This window comes from Haliea sp., from assembly GCF_040222615.1.
Lineage (GTDB): Bacteria > Pseudomonadota > Gammaproteobacteria > Pseudomonadales > Halieaceae > Haliea.
On the sequence record NZ_JAVKCQ010000144.1, the window covers coordinates 13,201 to 28,944 of the forward strand.

12 protein-coding genes are annotated in these 15,744 nt (G+C 63.7%); 5 read left to right on the top strand and 7 right to left on the bottom strand.

All coding sequences use genetic code 11. The features are described 5' to 3' along the window. The first annotated feature begins 49 nt into the window (after window positions 1-49). From RJQ10_RS11800 to RJQ10_RS11815, 4 genes are read left to right on the top strand one after another with little or no spacing between them, the layout of a single operon-like run. Window positions 50-316 carry a DUF4212 domain-containing protein gene (locus RJQ10_RS11800; protein WP_350146801.1) on the top strand — a complete coding sequence of 89 codons (267 nt, stop codon included), beginning with the start codon at window positions 50-52 and terminating at the stop codon, window positions 314-316. 3 nt (window positions 317-319) lie between these two features. Beyond that, window positions 320-2,050: a sodium:solute symporter family protein gene (locus RJQ10_RS11805; protein WP_350146803.1), complete on the top strand. Its 1,731-nt coding sequence runs from the start codon at window positions 320-322 to the stop codon at window positions 2,048-2,050. A gap of 12 nt (window positions 2,051-2,062) precedes the next feature. Continuing rightward, on the top strand, window positions 2,063-3,952 hold the full coding sequence (locus RJQ10_RS11810) for a DUF294 nucleotidyltransferase-like domain-containing protein (protein ID WP_350146805.1): 1,890 nt from the start codon (window positions 2,063-2,065) through the stop codon (window positions 3,950-3,952). Continuing rightward, window positions 3,952-4,602, top strand: coding sequence for a 3'-5' exonuclease (locus RJQ10_RS11815; RefSeq protein WP_350146807.1), 651 nt, complete (start codon window positions 3,952-3,954; stop codon window positions 4,600-4,602). The genes RJQ10_RS11810 and RJQ10_RS11815 overlap by 1 nt, the downstream gene beginning before the upstream one ends. Before the next feature lie 34 nt (window positions 4,603-4,636). Here RJQ10_RS11815 and RJQ10_RS11820 read toward each other — a convergent pair whose 3' ends face one another. Together RJQ10_RS11820 and RJQ10_RS11825 are read right to left on the bottom strand one after the other, a co-directional pair. Continuing rightward, window positions 4,637-6,445, bottom strand: a complete 1,809-nt coding sequence (locus tag RJQ10_RS11820; RefSeq protein ID WP_350146836.1) for a DUF2207 domain-containing protein — start codon at window positions 6,443-6,445, stop codon at window positions 4,637-4,639. Next, window positions 6,429-6,953, bottom strand: a complete 525-nt coding sequence (locus RJQ10_RS11825; protein ID WP_350146809.1) for a LemA family protein — start codon at window positions 6,951-6,953, stop codon at window positions 6,429-6,431. The genes RJQ10_RS11820 and RJQ10_RS11825 overlap by 17 nt, the downstream gene beginning before the upstream one ends. Window positions 6,954-7,184: 231 nt before the next feature. On the opposite strand from RJQ10_RS11825, the gene RJQ10_RS11830 reads away from it, so the two are divergent. Next, window positions 7,185-8,489 carry an ammonium transporter gene (locus RJQ10_RS11830; RefSeq protein ID WP_502880238.1) on the top strand — a complete coding sequence of 435 codons (1,305 nt, stop codon included), beginning with the start codon at window positions 7,185-7,187 and terminating at the stop codon, window positions 8,487-8,489. 52 nt (window positions 8,490-8,541) lie between these two features. On the opposite strand, the gene acs is transcribed toward RJQ10_RS11830, so the two are convergent. The 5 genes from acs to RJQ10_RS11855 all read right to left on the bottom strand — a co-directional run bounded on the left by acs (window position 8,542) and on the right by RJQ10_RS11855 (window position 15,740). Continuing rightward, window positions 8,542-10,482: an acetate--CoA ligase gene (gene acs, locus RJQ10_RS11835; RefSeq protein ID WP_350146811.1), complete on the bottom strand. Its 1,941-nt coding sequence runs from the start codon at window positions 10,480-10,482 to the stop codon at window positions 8,542-8,544. Between the two features lie 109 nt (window positions 10,483-10,591). Beyond that, window positions 10,592-11,425, bottom strand: coding sequence for an MBL fold metallo-hydrolase (locus RJQ10_RS11840; RefSeq protein WP_350146813.1), 834 nt, complete (start codon window positions 11,423-11,425; stop codon window positions 10,592-10,594). Between the two features lie 4 nt (window positions 11,426-11,429). Next, on the bottom strand, window positions 11,430-12,620 hold the full coding sequence (gene fabV / locus RJQ10_RS11845; RefSeq protein WP_350146815.1) for an enoyl-ACP reductase FabV: 1,191 nt from the start codon (window positions 12,618-12,620) through the stop codon (window positions 11,430-11,432). A gap of 125 nt (window positions 12,621-12,745) precedes the next feature. Next, a complete protein-coding gene (locus RJQ10_RS11850) occupies window positions 12,746-14,452 on the bottom strand; it encodes a sugar phosphorylase (protein ID WP_350146840.1) in 1,707 nt (568 codons plus the stop codon). A gap of 55 nt (window positions 14,453-14,507) precedes the next feature. Beyond that, window positions 14,508-15,740, bottom strand: coding sequence for a glycosyltransferase family protein (locus RJQ10_RS11855; protein WP_350146817.1), 1,233 nt, complete (start codon window positions 15,738-15,740; stop codon window positions 14,508-14,510). Window positions 15,741-15,744 lie beyond the last annotated feature (4 nt).

A 15,744-nucleotide genomic window follows, 5' to 3' on the forward strand; every position in this document is an offset into this window, starting at 1 on the left:
GTGCTATAGTCCCGACGCAAGCATTCATAACAAGATCGGAGTACTGCCCATGCCCCAACTGAGTACAGAACAGGCCCGAGCCTACTGGCGCCGCAACCTCGCCCTGATGGCAAAGCTGCTGGTCATCTGGTTCGCGGTGAGTTTCGGCTGCGGCATTCTGTTCGTGGAGCAGCTGAACCAGATCCAGCTCGGGGGCTACAAACTCGGCTTCTGGTTCGCGCAGCAGGGCTCAATCTATGTGTTCGTCCTGCTGATCTTCTACTACAGCCGCCGGATGGCGGCACTGGATCGCGAATTCGGCGTGGACGAGGAATAGGGCATGGAACTGCAAACCCTGACCTACCTCGTGGTCGGCGCCAGCTTCGCGCTTTACATCGGCATTGCCGTCTGGTCCCGGGCCGGTTCGACCCGCGATTTCTACGTTGCCGGCGGCGGTGTCCACCCGATTGCCAACGGCATGGCCACCGCGGCGGACTGGATGTCCGCCGCGTCCTTCATTTCCATGGCCGGGATGATTGCCTTCATGGGCTATGGCGGCTCGGTATTCCTGATGGGCTGGACCGGCGGCTTCGTCATCCTCGCCCTGCTGCTGGCGCCGTACCTGCGCAAGTACGGCAAGTTCACCGTGCCCGAATTCATTGGCGACCGCTTCTACTCGCGCACCGCGCGGGTCGTCGCGGTCATCTGCCTGATCATCTGCTCGGTTACCTATGTCATCGGTCAGATGAAAGGGATTGGCGTCGCCTTCTCCCGTTTTCTGGAAGTGGACTATGGCACGGGCCTGCTGGTGGGCATGTGCATCGTCTTCTTCTATGCCGTACTCGGCGGAATGAAGGGGATTACCTACACCCAGATTGCCCAATATTGCGTGCTGATCATGGCTTACACCATACCCGCCATCTTCATCAGCCTGCAGCTCACCGCCAACCCGATACCGCAGCTGGGCCTGGGCGGGACCCTGGCGGGGACAGACACCTACCTGCTGGAGAAACTGGACCTCATCGTGCAGGACCTGGGATTCCACGAGTACACCACCGATTTCCGACTCAGCGGGCTCAACATGTTTGCCTACACCGCATCGCTGATGATCGGTACCGCTGGCCTGCCGCACGTTATCATCCGCTTCTTTACCGTACCCAGGGTGCGCGATGCACGCAGCTCGGCTGGATGGGCACTGCTGTTCATCGCCATTCTCTACACCACGGCCCCGGCGGTCGCCGGCATGGCGCGCCTGAACCTGATGCAGACCATAGAGCCCAGTCCGGGCGAGTATCTGGTCTACGAGGAGCGGCCACAGTGGTTCCGCAACTGGGAGAAGACCGGCCTGCTGGCATTTGCCGACAAGAATGGCGACGGCCGGGTGCAGTACAGTGCCGACCCGGCCGTCAATGAAATGGTCACGGTCGACAACGACATCATCGTGCTGGCCAACCCGGAAATCGCCCAGCTGCCCAACTGGGTGATTGCCCTGGTGGCCGCGGGCGGCCTGGCCGCGGCGCTCTCCACCGCGGCCGGCCTGCTGCTGGCGATCGCCTCCGCGATTTCTCACGACTTGCTGAAGGGCATGATCGCACCGGGCATTTCCGAGCGCGCCGAGTTGCGTGCCAGCCGACTGGCAATGGCCGCGGCGATCATCGGTGCGGGCTACCTGGGCTTCAATCCGCCGGGATTCGCCGCCGGCACGGTGGCGCTGGCCTTTGGCCTCGCAGCCTCGTCCATTTTCCCGGCCCTGATGATGGGTATCTTCTCCAGCCGGGTGAGCAAGGAAGGCGCGGTCGCCGGCATGGTCGCGGGCATCGGGGTTACCCTGTTCTATGTCTTCCAGCACATGGGCGTCATGTTCATACCCTCCACCGCGTTCCTCGGCAGTATGCCGCCAAACTGGTTTTTCGGCATAGAACCCAACGCCTTCGGCGCCGTCGGCGCCCTGGTGAACTTCGCCGTCGCCCTGGCGGTCAGCCGTTTCACTGCAGCACCACCGGCCTCGGTGCGGGAGCTGGTCGAGCATATCCGGGTTCCCGCCGGGGCCAGCGCCGCCCGGGACCACTGAGGACAGCGTCCAGTGTCTGCCTCGCGCTCCCCGGACACCACCCCGCCGGGTACGCCGCAGCCGCTACTGGAGCTGGCGCCGGTGGCGGATTTCCTTCGTCAGGCCCTGCCGTTTCGGGAGCTGCCCGCGGCCGCGCTGGAGGAGACCCTGTCGGCGCTGCGCATCAGCTACCATGTCCAGGGCAGCATCCTTGAAGCAGCTTCGCCGAACCCGGGCCTGCGCATCGTCCGCAGCGGCGCCGTTGACCTGCGGGACCGCGACAAGCTCCTGCTGGATCGCCTGGGTGAAGGCGAGAGTTTCCATATCGGGAGCGGGAACACCGGCCTCGACCAGGTTCACGCCATCGTCATTGAAGACGCCCTGCTCTACCTGCTGCCGGATACCACCTACCACCGACTGCGGCAGCAGAACCGCGCCTTCGATCGCTACTTCAGCAGCCAGCGCAGCCGACGCCTGCGGCGGGCAGCGCGGCATCAGCCCCCGACCGGCGCCCTGCAACAGACACTGCGCGACAGCATGAGCAGCGCGCTGTTGACCGTTGCCGGCAGTGACAGCCTGCAGGACGTGGCCAGGGCGATGGCAAAGCGCCGGGTATCCTCGGCCCTGGTGCTGGTGGATGACAGGCTCGCGGGCATTGTCACCGATCGCGACCTGCGCGTGCGCTGTGTCGCCGAGGCGCTGCCCACCAGCACGCCAGTGGCGGCAATCATGACCCCGAACCCGGAGACCATCGACGCCGGCAGCAGCCTGTTTGACACCATGCTGCTGATGACCCGCCGCGGCTACCACCACCTGCCGGTCACCGAGGACGGCAGGCTCGCGGGCATGATCACCACCTCCGACCTGATCCTCGCGCGCCAGGACGACCCGGTCTACCTGGTCCAGCATATCTCGCGCCAGGACTGCGCCGAAGGCATCCGGGACCTGCTCACGGACCTTCCGCAGCTGGTGCTGCAGTGGCAACAGGCCGGCATGCGCGCGCAGCAGATCGGCCGGACCCTCACCGCCATCACCGACGCGGTCACGGTACGCCTGATCCAGCTGGCGGAGGCAAAGCTGGGACCCGCGCCCGCGGCCTGGTGCTGGACCGCATTCGGCTCCCAGGCCAGGGCCGAGCAGCTGCTGGGCGCGGACCAGGACAACGGCATGATCCTGGCCGACGACACTGCGCCTGAACACGCGCCCTGGTTTGCCGCGCTCGCCCACGAGGTCTGCGCCGGTTTGAACCTGTGCGGCTATCCCTACTGCAACGGTGAAGTGATGGCGACCACCGACAGCTGGCGCCAGCCGCTGGCCCAGTGGCAGGACACGGTGCGGCGCTGGACCGCCACCCCGACCCCTGCTGCGGTCATGCGCGTGAGCATCTTCTTCGACCTGCGCGCGATCTACGGCGACGCCAGCCTCTGCACATCGCTGCAGGCGACAATGCTGCAGCAGGCCTCGAACAACACCATCTTCCTCGCCGCGCTGGCGGCCAATGTGCTGGACAGCAGGGCGCCACTGGGAATCTTCCGCCGCTTTGTGGTGGAGCGCGACGGCGAGCACCGCGACGCCGTGGACCTGAAGAAACGCGGTGTTCTGCCCCTGACCGACATCGCGCGCCTGCATTCCCTGGCTCACCGCATTGAGGCCGTGAACACTGAAGAGCGCCTGCAGGCACTGGCCCGGCAGCGACACCTGGCCATGGGCGACAGCCGCAACCTGGCCGACGCCCTGCACTGCATCCAGCAGCAGCGCCTGCAGCAGCAGTGCCGGCAGCTGCTTCGCGGTGACAAACCGGACAATTTCCTCAACCCGCGCGAGCTCCCGACCATGGCCAGGGAACAGCTGCGCGACGCTTTCACTATCATCGACCAGGCCCAGGCTGCACTGCGGCTGACCTACAGGGCGGGACTGGACTGATGTGGCTGGCGCTGCGGCGGCTGCGCTGGGCGCGACGGGTAGCGGCGACGCCACTGCAGAACTGCTGGGAACAACCGCTCCCGGGCCGCCACAGCGACTGGCGCGCCCGGTCCTTCCTCGTCTGTGATGGGGAAATGTCGTCGCTGGATCCTGCCAGGGGGGAGCTGCTGAGCCTTGGCTGGGTCACCATTGCCGACGGCGCGATAGAGCTGGCCAGCGCCCGCCACCAGTTGCTGGCCAGCGAGCGCGGCGTCGGCCACAGTGCCACCATCCACCAGCTCACCGATCGCGATCTCGCCGGGGCTCCAGCAGCTGCAACAGCCATGGCCGCCCTGCTGCAGGCCGCAGCAGGCAAGGTGCTGGTTTTCCATCACGCCCGCCTTGACCTCGCCTACCTGAACCGGCTCAGCCAGCGGCTCTACGGGGCTCCTTTGCTGCTGCCGGTGGTGGACACACTGGAACTTGAAGGAACACGCCAGCAGCGCCGGGGACACCCACTACCGGCCGGCGCGCTGACCCTGCAGGCCTGCCGCGCCCGCTATGGGCTGCCGGCCCACGGGGCCCACAATGCGCTGCTGGACGCGCTGGCGACTGCGGAACTGCTACTGGCGCAGATTGCCCATCGCAACAACCGCCAGAGCCGGACCTGACGCGGCAGGCACCGGGTCGCGCCAGACAGGCGTGTCACCGCCCGCCGCCTCCGCCACCACCGCCGCCTCCGCCGGAGGAACCCCCTCCCCCGGATCCACTGCTGCTGCCGGGAGGGGCGGAAGAGGATGCAATGCTGCTGCTGAAACTCGAACTGAGTGATTCCGTGAGCTGATTCAGGCCGTGGCTGTGTGCACCTGCGTACCAGGCCCTACGGCTGAGGAATTGCTCCGCCGCGTCCTGACCCACCGCCTGCGCAAACCTGGCCGTCCAGGCGTCTGCCACCTCCAGGGCTACCGCGTAGGGCAGAAGCTGCTCGAATCTCTCTCCATCCAGTACCGGTTGTTTATTCGGCCCGACAAGCCGCTCCAGGTCATCAGCCTCGGCAACAGACAAATACAACACAAAGCCATCGATCTCATCCAGCAGCTGTCTTCCAGCCGCGGTGGGAGCGCCGATCAAAAAGATATAGCCCACGAGCGGCAGAATGCCGAAACCCAGGATTGCGACAGCGAAAGGCTGCCCCGAATCAGCCGTTGTGGTTACCATGCCGACAACAAAAATGGCGATGTAGCCCAACACAGCCTTTACAATATGGCCGCCATTCGATGAGTAGAAGGTGCCCTCAAGAAGCGCCTTGTTGCTGGCTGCGTCCGCGGTTCTGGCGAGCCGCAGCCGCTTCTGGCTTTCGGGTTCGGTGTCGACAGCGAGTGTTCCCGCACCGGTCGGGAAAACTTCCTTGACCAGGCGTCCAGAGAGAGCCTCTGCGGCTGGCACAGGCATTCCCGCGTCACGGATAAGCGACCAGCGGTCCTTCCGCCAGCGGCGATCCTCAACAGCAATCCGGAAGTAGCCTGCCACGGCGCAGTACAGAATATCTGCGGTGAGACACAGCGGATCGAAGCGTAAACCGCGTCGCATCATGCGCAGAGCCCCGGGCGGCATTCCCCTGGGAATTTCATAGCGGGGAAAGATCACACCGCGCCGTGGATCGCGACCAACACGCCACCAGGAAGACACCAGGTACGCCAGCCAGGGGACGAGGAGGGCCAGGAGCATGAGCTTGCCCAGGTTATCGCGAAACCAGCGCAACAGCTTCGTCGCTGGCGACGGCTCAACCAGCACCCCCTTGGGGAAGCTCAACACTATTGTCAGCCCCTCTCCGGGAGACAGAGGCCGGGTAATCCGCCATTGGCCCTGGCCAGGCGCGACCACGACCGCTTCATAATTCTGAGCTTTGCTGCCCTGCACGCCGGTGTAGCCCTCCGCAGACAGCTGGTCTCGCGGCACAGGAGCAGGCAAGCTGACCGCTACCTTGGCGTCAGCGATAGCGAACGCCCACCCCGTGCCAATCGCATTCCAGTACAGTTCATCGTGGTCGGCAAAGAAGCCGATCTGGTTATCGGTTCGGTAGCGCAAGGTGAAGCGGTAGGCGCGGGGAAACACCGGCAGGAACCGATCGTCCCCGGTGTTCACTCTGACGCCATTGGATAGATTTTCCGTAAACCAGGGCTCCGGCTGGCCGTCCCGGAGAACTTCAACCACCTCAAAACCCACTACAACGTTATTACCCCAGCGGTCTTTGTAGCGCGTCGGGAAGTCTCTGTAGATCCCTTTGCGGATTTTTGCCCGCTCCGCAATGACTGTGATGTGTTCCGTAAGCAACAGGTCACCAGACTCAAGGATCTCCACCTCCACATCGTAGCGGCTGATCTCTTCTGCACACGCGGCGGGCAGTGGCAGCAAGGACAACAGCGCGAGGAACAGCGCCCCTGCCAGTCGCAACGGCAGGGCGATTACCGATCGCTCACGGCCTGGCTGGGGAAATTCAGGAACAATCAGCATCAAAGAACTCTGCCTGTCTAAATCCAAACATTCTGGCCACCAGCAGCGCGGGAAACTGTTCCACCAGTATGTTGTTTAGCTTCACGGCGCCGTTGTAGAAGCGGCGGGCGTACTGGATGTGATCTTCGATGGCAACAAAATCACGCTGCAGCCTGAGGAAGTTCTCCCCCGCCTTCAGCTCCGGGTAGGCTTCCGCTACCACCATGACCGAAGCCACCCCCTCCAGCACGCCCGCCTCGGCTTGAAACTGCGACCGTGGACCGGTCGCGGCCAGCGCATTTGCCCGCTGCTCCATAACCCGGGCCAAGGTCTCCTGTTCGTGCCGCGCATAGGCCTTGACTGTGGTAACCAGTATAGGCACCAGGTCGTGCCTCCGCTTGAGTTGAACGTCGATATCCGACCAGGCAGCCTCCAGCTGGTTTCGCAACCCGACCAACCGGTTATAGATGAGCAATCCCCATACTGCGGCACCCAGCAGCGGAACTGATACGAGAACATAGTCGGGCATCCGGTTTGACCTGTGCTAGCGGCGTCGTTTGCTGCCTAAACGAAGGTTACCCATTAGGCCCCCACTTGGTACCTACGGTACAGATGTTCTTAACCGTTTGGCATTTGTGTGGCACGATGCCGAACGGTCATCCCGGGGGATGCCAGTACTTGAAGCTCGCTACCGGCTATCGACAGGGCAGGTGTGAAGTCAAAGACTGTATAAAAATTATCCAATAATAGGAAGAACCCCATGAACAGCCTAATACACCTTGCCCTTCTCGCCCTGGCCCTGGCATTGCCGACCACCGCGTTGGCCGATGAAGTCAATCCAGCGGACACCGCCTGGATCCTTACCTCAACCGCCCTGGTGCTGTTCATGACCATACCCGGCCTGTCCCTGTTCTATGCGGGGCTGGTGCGGGTGAAGAATGTGCTGTCCGTCCTGATGCAGTGTTTCGCCCTGACCTGCCTCATGTCCCTGGTCTGGTTCGTCCTCGGCTATACCATCGCCTTTGGCAGTGACGGGGTCGAGCAGGGGCCATGGATCGGCGATTTTGGCAATATCCTCTTTGCCGCCATCAGTATGGACTCGGTGAATGGCACCATACCCGCCAGCCTGTTCGCCATTTTCCAGATGACCTTCGCGATCATCACGCCGGCGCTTATCGTCGGTGGCTTTGCCGAACGTATGCGCTTTTCCGCCATGCTGCTGTTCAGCACCGTATGGCTCCTGGTCGTCTACGCGCCGGTCTGCCACTGGGTCTGGGGTGGTGGCTGGCTGGGCGCCATGGGCCTGCAGGATTTCGCCGGCGGCACCGTGGTGCATATCACCGCCGCGATTGCGGCCCTGGTAGCCGCGCTGGTGATGGGGCCGCGGCGCGGCTTTGGCACGGTCGCCATGCCGCCGCACAACCTGACCCTGACGGTTGCCGGGGCAGGCATGCTGTGGGTCGGCTGGTTTGGCTTCAACGCGGGTTCTGCGGTCGCCGCCGATGGCAGCGCGGCGATGGCCATGCTGGTCACTCACCTGTCCGCGGCCTGCGGCGCCCTGGCGTGGATGACCATGGAATGGGTGCGTCACGGCAAGCCGTCGGTGCTGGGCATCGTAACCGGCATGGTCGCCGGCCTGGGCACCATTACACCGGCGTCCGGGTCAGTGGGGCCTGCCGCGGCAGTGGTCATTGGCTTCAGTGCCGGCGTAGTCTGCTACTTCGCCACCAACTACCTCAAGCAGAAATTGCGCATTGACGACAGCCTGGATGTTTTCCCGGTGCACGGCGTCGGCGGGATACTGGGAACCCTGCTGGCCGGGATTTTCTGTTCCACCCAGCTGGGCATTTTCAGCGGCAACGGTTTCTCGGATGGCATCGACAGCATAGTCGGGCAGCTGACCGTGCAGGCCACGGGCGTGTTTGCGACCCTGATTTACACCGGGATCGCGAGCTATGTCATCCTCAAGCTGGTCGACAAACTGGTCGGCCTGCGGGTGGACGAAGACGAGGAAACCCAGGGCCTGGATCTTATCCTGCACGATGAGCGGGGCTACGACCTGTAACTCCTGAGCCGCTGACCGATCGACCCGGGGCAGGCTCCGCCCGGCAGTGCAATCAGCTAACCGGGTGCGCCCGGTTCTCCACCAGGTGGTCCACCACCGATGGATCCGCCAGGGTACTGGTATCCCCCAGGTTGCCGACCTCGTTTTCCGCGATCTTGCGCAGGATACGGCGCATGATCTTGCCCGAGCGAGTCTTCGGCAGCCCCGGCGCCCACTGGATGACATCCGGCTTGGCGATGGGGCCTATTTCCTCCGCACACAGGGCCACCAGCTCCTGGCGCAACTGCTCGCTGGGCTCGACCCCATCCATGGGCGTGACAAAGCAGTAGATACCCTGGCCCTTGATGTCATGGGGATACCCCACCACCGCCGCCTCGGCGATATCCTCGTGCAACACGAGGGCGCTTTCCACTTCCGCAGTGCCCATGCGGTGGCCGGAGACGTTGAGCACATCGTCCACGCGGCCGGTAATCCAGTAGTAGCCGTCCTCGTCGCGACTGGCGCCGTCACCGGTAAAGTAGTAGCCGGGGTAATGACTGAAGTAGGTGTCGACCATCCGCTGATGATCACCGTAGATGGTGCGGATCTGGCTGGGCCAGGAGGCCTTGATGACCAGGTAGCCGGCACCGGCTCCTTCGATCTCGCTGCCATCCTCATTCAGCAGGGCCAGCTGCACGCCGAAGAAGGGCATGCTGGCGGCGCCGGGCTTGAGATCCGTGGCCCCGGGCAAGGGGGTAATCATCTGCGCCCCGGTTTCGGTCTGCCACCAGGTATCGACAATCGGGCAACGGGAGTCGCCTACCGTGCGGTAGTACCACTCCCAGGCCTCGGGGTTGATCGGTTCACCCACTGAACCCAGCAGCCGCAGGCTGGCCCGGGAGCTGCGCTTTACCGGCTCGTCACCGTGGGCGTGGAGAGAGCGGATCGCGGTCGGTGCGGTGTAGAAAATATTGACCTGGTGCTTGTCCACCACCTCCCAGCAGCGGCCCGAGTCGGGCCAGGTGGGCACCCCTTCGAACATGAGGGTAGTGGCGCCGTTGGCCAGGGGACCGTAGAGGATGTAGGTGTGACCGGTCACCCAGCCGACATCCGCCGTACACCAGAACACCTCCCCTTCCCGGTAATCAAAGGTGTACTTGAAGGTCATGGCGGACTGCAGCAGGTAGCCGCCAGTGGTGTGCAGCACGCCCTTGGGCTTGCCGGTGGAGCCGGAGGTGTAGAGGATGAACAGAGGATCTTCCGCGTCCATGCTTTCGGGCTCGCAGGCCGTTTCCGCTGCGGCAGTCGCCTCCCGGTAACAGACATCACGACCGTCCTGCCAGCTCACCTCCGCCCCCGTCACCCGCGCCACGATGCAGCTGTGCACGTCGGGGCAGGATTCCAGTGCCTTGTCGACATTGGCTTTCAGGGCGATGGTCTTGCCGCCGCGGCGGCCTTCGTCCGCGGTAATGACCACCCGGCAATCCGCGTCCTGGATCCGGTCCACAATCGCAGTGGGAGAAAAGCCGCCGAACACGACCGAGTGAATGGCGCCGATGCGGCTGCAGGCGAGCATGGCATAGGCGGCCTCGGGCACCATGGGCATATAGATGCAGACCCTGTCGCCCTTGTGTACGCCACGCGCCCGCAGCACATTGGCCAGGCGGCAGACCTGCTCGTGCAGCTCCCGGTAGCTGATGTGCTGGCTGGCGGCAGGGTCATCACCCTCCCAGATCAGCGCTGTTTGGTCGCCGCGGGCGGCCAGGTGACGGTCGATGCAGTTGACGCTGACATTGAGCTTGCCGCCGGCAAACCAGCTGGCTCGACCGTCGCGGAAATCGTAGTCGACCACGGTATGCCAGGGCTGGTCCCAGCTGAGGAACTCCTGCGCCTTTTCGCCCCAGAAGCCGGCGGGATCCTCCACCGAGCGCTGGTACATGTCACGATACCGCTCAGCTGTGATGTGGGCGTCGCGGAAGCTCTCGGGAACTGGATGAACAGGAAAATTTGACATGTTATGAGACCGCTATTGGGGAACTGGAGCCCCGATGATACTGACAGATCGCCGCGGTGCAACCGGCAGGCGCCCAGCCGTGGCGACAACGGCCCTCGCTACCGGCGGCCTAAGCCAGCCATTCCCAGCGGTCACCTGCATTCACTTGCCTGGCGCGACCCTCCGCAGCCAGTTTGATCAGGTGCGCCGCCAGCGACAGCTTGGCCCATTCGTGGCGCGCCGGATCGACATCGTCATAGACGACTTTCACCAGCGCGTCCATTTCCGCCTGCCCCAGCGCGGACAGGCCCGCGACCACCTTGCGCTCACGAGCCAGTCGGTGTTCCACCAGACCGGCGACTTCCTCACGGGGCGTGTGAATGAGGTCGCCGTGCCCGGGGGCAATACTCTGCAGCGGGTAGTCGAGCAACAGGCGCAGGGACTCGATGTAGGCCTTCATATCACCCCCCGGCGGCACGATCACGACAGTGGAACCGTTCATGATGTGGTCGCCGGCAAACAGCATGCCGTCTTCCTCCAGCAGGAAGCAGTAGTGATTGTTGACGTGGCCGGGAGTATGCAGCGCGCGCAGGGTGAACTCCGGCGCCTGCAACACCCAGTCGTGGGAGAGCTCCAGGGTCGGCTTGAAGGTGTCGTCCTGAAAACGATCGTCTGCCGGCAGCGCGCCGATCACCTCGGCACCGGTGGCCGCCGCCACCGCCTGCCAGGCGGGGGAATGGTCCGGGTGGGTGTGGGTGCAGACTATCCAGCGAATCCTGTCCCCCGCCGCCGCCAGGATGGCGTCGACATGGGCGGGAATGGCCGGGCCCGGGTCGAGGACCGCGACCTGCTCGGTGCCGAGTAGATAGGTGTTGGTACCCGGCCCGGTCATCATGCCCGGATTCGGCGCCACCAGGCGCCGAACGCGGCTGTTGAGAGTGAAGGGTATACCGTGCTCGAACATTTTTTCAGACCATGTTGCGGATGGGCACCAGAGGATTGACGTCCGCTTCGTAGTCGACCCCGTCGACCTCGAAACCGAACAGCTGCAGGAACTCGCGGCGATAGCCGTCGAAATCCGACAGCTGGTGCAGGTTGTCAGTATCGATCTGTCCCCACAACTGCGCCACTTCCGCCTGCACCGCCGGGTCCAGCTCCTTGCCGTCCGCCCGCAAACGGCCCTCGGCGTCCAGTTGCGGGGCGGGACTGTAGAGGGCATCACGGAACAGGCTGTCGATCTGCTCGATACAGCCTTCGTGGCTACCCTGTGCCTTCATCACCTTGAACAGGATAGCCAAATAGATCGGCATCGCGGGAATGGCCGCGCTGGCCTGGGTGACCACAGCCTTCAGCACCGATACCCGGGCATCGCCGCCTTTCCCCGCCAGCTGCTCGCGGAGTCCCACCACGCGCCGGTCCAGATCCTGCTTGGCGGCGCCGATGGTCCCGTGCCAGTAGATGTCCCAGGTCATTTTCTCGCCAATATAGGTGTAGGCGGTGGTTTTCGCCCCTTCCGCCAGTACACCGGCCTCATCCAGCGCCTCGATCCACATCTGCCAGTCTTCTCCGCCCATGACGGCAACCGTGTTGTCGATCTCCTCCTGGGTGGCGGGCTCCAGGTGAAAGTCCTGCACTTCCTGCTTGTCCGTATTGACACCCTTTTGCACCGCCGGCTTGCCAATGGGCTTGAGCGTGGAATTGTGGATCACGCCGGTCACCGGGTGCTGGCGCCGCGGCGCAGCCAGGCTGTAGACCACCAGATCGACCTGGCCCAGGTCTTCGCGAATAGTGGCAATGGTTTTCTGCTTGATCTCGTCGCTGAAGGCATCGCCATTGATGCTTTTCGCATACAGCCCCTCGGCCTCGGCGACAGCGTGGAAAGCCGCGCTGTTGTACCAGCCGGCGGTACCGGGCTTGGTCTCTGTACCTTCCTTTTCGAAGAATATGCCCAGGGTCGCGGCGCCGGCACCGAAGGCGGCGGTGATCCGCGAGGCCAGGCCATAGCCGGTGGAGGCGCCAATCACCAGCACCCTTTTCGGGCCATTCTCAAGGGGGCCGTGCGACTTTACGTAGTCGATCTGGTGGCGAACGTTGGCGGCACAGCCAACAGGATGGGTGGTGGTACAGAGAAAGCCGCGTACGCGGGGCTTGATGATCATGGTTGGTATTGTTCCCGATGCATGGTGACAACGGCGCACCCCCCGGAGCGCCGTTCTGGAGGGCCTGATTGTAGCACAGCAACATCGCGGTTCGACCCCGGTTGGCAATCACCCGCCGGAGCGCCTCAGCCCTGATTGGGAAGATTGGTGATCCACAGAGTCTGGTAGGGCTGCAGCAGCAACTGCAGGTCCCTGCTGGAATAGCGCTCGCCACTGATCAGGTCACCCCAGCCGTGATCGTCGATCAGATTGATGTCCAGCAGGTTCAGTGGTTGCGGCTGATCGGTGATATTGCTGATGCAGAAGATGCTCTGTCGACGGTTGAGACTCTGGCGCCAGAAACCAAACAGCGCCGAGCCCAGCTGCAGGGTGAACTGGGTGGCATTGGGGTGAAAGGCCGGCTGCGCTCCGCGCAGACGCAGCAGGGCAATGAGCCGGTTCAACACCAGGGAGTGATCACTGTACGGGTCGGCCAGTTCCTTCTCCAGCGCCGCCAGCGACCACTGGTGGCGGTTGATGGCACGACTTTGGCCGCTGTGCTCCAGACGCTGGTAGTCATTGCGCGTGCCCAGCAGGCTGTGGATATAGAGGCCGGGAATGCCCTCCAGGGCGAACATGATGGCGTGGGCACAGACAAAGCGTTCCAGGCCCCAGGTATCCGCACCGCGCACCGTGCCCCGGAGGGCATCGTACAGGGCAATATTGACCTCATAGGGGCGCCGTTCGTCGCCCTCCAGCGCGCGCCAGGACACCCGCCCGCCAAATCCCTCCAGGGCAGTGATCAGTGTCGACAGCTCCTCCTCGCTGAGCAAGCCCTCCGCCGGCCGCAGGCCGATGCCGTCATGGGAGGCGATGAAGTTGAAGTAGGTGGTGCCATTCTGCGCCGGCGGCATGCTCATCAACCAGTGCCGCAGATAGGTGCAGTCGCCGCTGAGCAGAGTGTTGATCAGCAGCGGCGGCAGCGAGAAGTTGTAGACGCAATGGGCCTCGTTGGCATTGCCAAAATAGGACAGGTTTTCGCGATTGGGGATGTTGGTCTCGGTGATCAACATCGCGTCCGGGCGGGCGTGCTCGAGCAGGGTCCGCAGCAGGCGCACCACCTCGTGAGTCTGTTCCAGGTTCAGGCAACTGGTGCCGGTGATCTTCCACAGGAAGGCGATGGCATCGAGACGGAGAATGCGCACCCCGCGATCCAGGTACAGGCGCAGGATGGAGACGAACTGCAGCAGCACCTCCGGATTGCGGAAGTCCAGGTCAACCTGGTCGTGGCTGAAGGTGCACCAGACGTGCTGCGTACCCCGTACGGTTTCCACCTCCCGCAGCAGAGGCGAGGTACGGGGCCGGACCACCGCGGCGAGGTCGGTGTCGGGTGGCACGGTAAAAAAGTAACCGCGCCCGGGCGCTTCGTCGCGGAGAAAATTCTCGAACCAGGGGCTGCGACTGGAGCAGTGGTTGATGACCAGGTCGGCCATCAGGTCGAAATCGTCGGCAATGGCGCTGACGTCCTCCCAGCTCCCCAGGGCCTCATTGACGCTGGAGTAATCCAGCACGGCGAAGCCGTCATCCGACGTCCAGGGGTAGAACGGCAGGATGTGCACACCGCTGAGGACCCCCGCCACGTGCAGGTCGAGGAACCGTTTCAGGGTATGCAGCGGCTTCTCCCCCGGTGCCACCACACTGTCACCGTAGGTGATCAGCAGCGCATCGCGCTCGCTCCAGTGATTGCAGTGAGGCTGGGGCGCCTCGACTTCCCGGCCCAGCCCCATCGCCGCCAGCAGCTGCTCCACCATGGCCGCGTCCGGGTGCACCGCCGGCACCCCGTCGTAGATCATCAGCAGGTGCTGCAGCAACCGCTCCCGCAGGCGCTGCAGGGGACTGTCGACGCTGCTATCCACCGCTACCCCCGAACTCCACCTGGTCCTGCTCAACGGCATCCCACAGCCGCTCCAGAACATCGGGAACGGCGCTGATCACGCGGTTCCAGCTGGGTATGAAGGGCCGCTCCATCGGGTACTCAAGAAACGCTTCCCCCGCCTTCATGATGTTTTCCGCAAACATCTCCACCGCCACTTCCTCATTGTGGATGTCCAGGGTGAGACCGTTCATCACCGCATCGTTGTGGTAGGTCTCGACGAAGTCCAGGGCGATGCGGTAATAGGTGGCCTTGAGGGAACGGAAGGTCTCGCTGTTGAAGGTCACGCCGCGGGTAGCCAGCTTGCGAAACAGGGCCTTGGCGATGTCGATGGACATCTTGGACAGACCCCGGGTGGAGTCCTCACGGGACATTTCCTGGTGCTTGTGATCGTAGACATCGGCGATGTCGACCTGGCACAGGCGGTTGTTGGCGTAGTTGCGGTAGACTTCCGACAGCACGCCAATCTCCAGGCCCCAGTCACTGGGAATGCGGATGTCCGTCAGCACATCGCGACGGAAGGAGAACTCCCCCGCCAGCGGATAGCGGAAGCTGTCCATGTAGTCCAGGTACTCCATGTCTCCCAGGGTCTTCATCAAGGCCCGCAGCAGGGGCGTTACCAGCAGGCGGCTGACCCGGCCGTTGATCTTGCCGTCCGCCACCCGGGCGTAATAGCCCTTGCAGAACTCGTAGTTGAATTGCGGATTGGCCACAGGGTAGATCAACCGCGCCAGCAGGCTGCGGTCATAGGTGAGGATATCGCAGTCGTGCAGGGCCACGGACTCGGCGCGCCCCGAGGCCAGGGTGTAGCCCATGCAATACCAGACGTTGCGGCCCTTGCCGAGTTCCTTGGGCGCCAGGTCGCGGGCTTGCAGCTCGGCGTCCAGGGCCTTGAGCCGCGGCCCGTCATTCCACAGTACCCGATGGCGCTGGGGCAGCTTGCCGAAGAACCCCAGCGCGTGCCGGTACTGGGCCTCGTCGGCACGGTCCAGCCCAATCACGATCTCCGCCAGGTAAGGCACCGCCTGCAACTCCTCGACGATGTGCGGCAGGGCCTCACCCTCCAGCTCGGAAAACAGGGAGGGCAGTATCAGGCCCAGCGGGCGGGAGCGGGAGAAGCGCAGCAACTCCTGCTCCATGTCGTCGATGGAGCGGTGGGACAACTTGTGCAGGGTAGTGATAATACCGTTCTGATAAAAATCGCCCATGGCG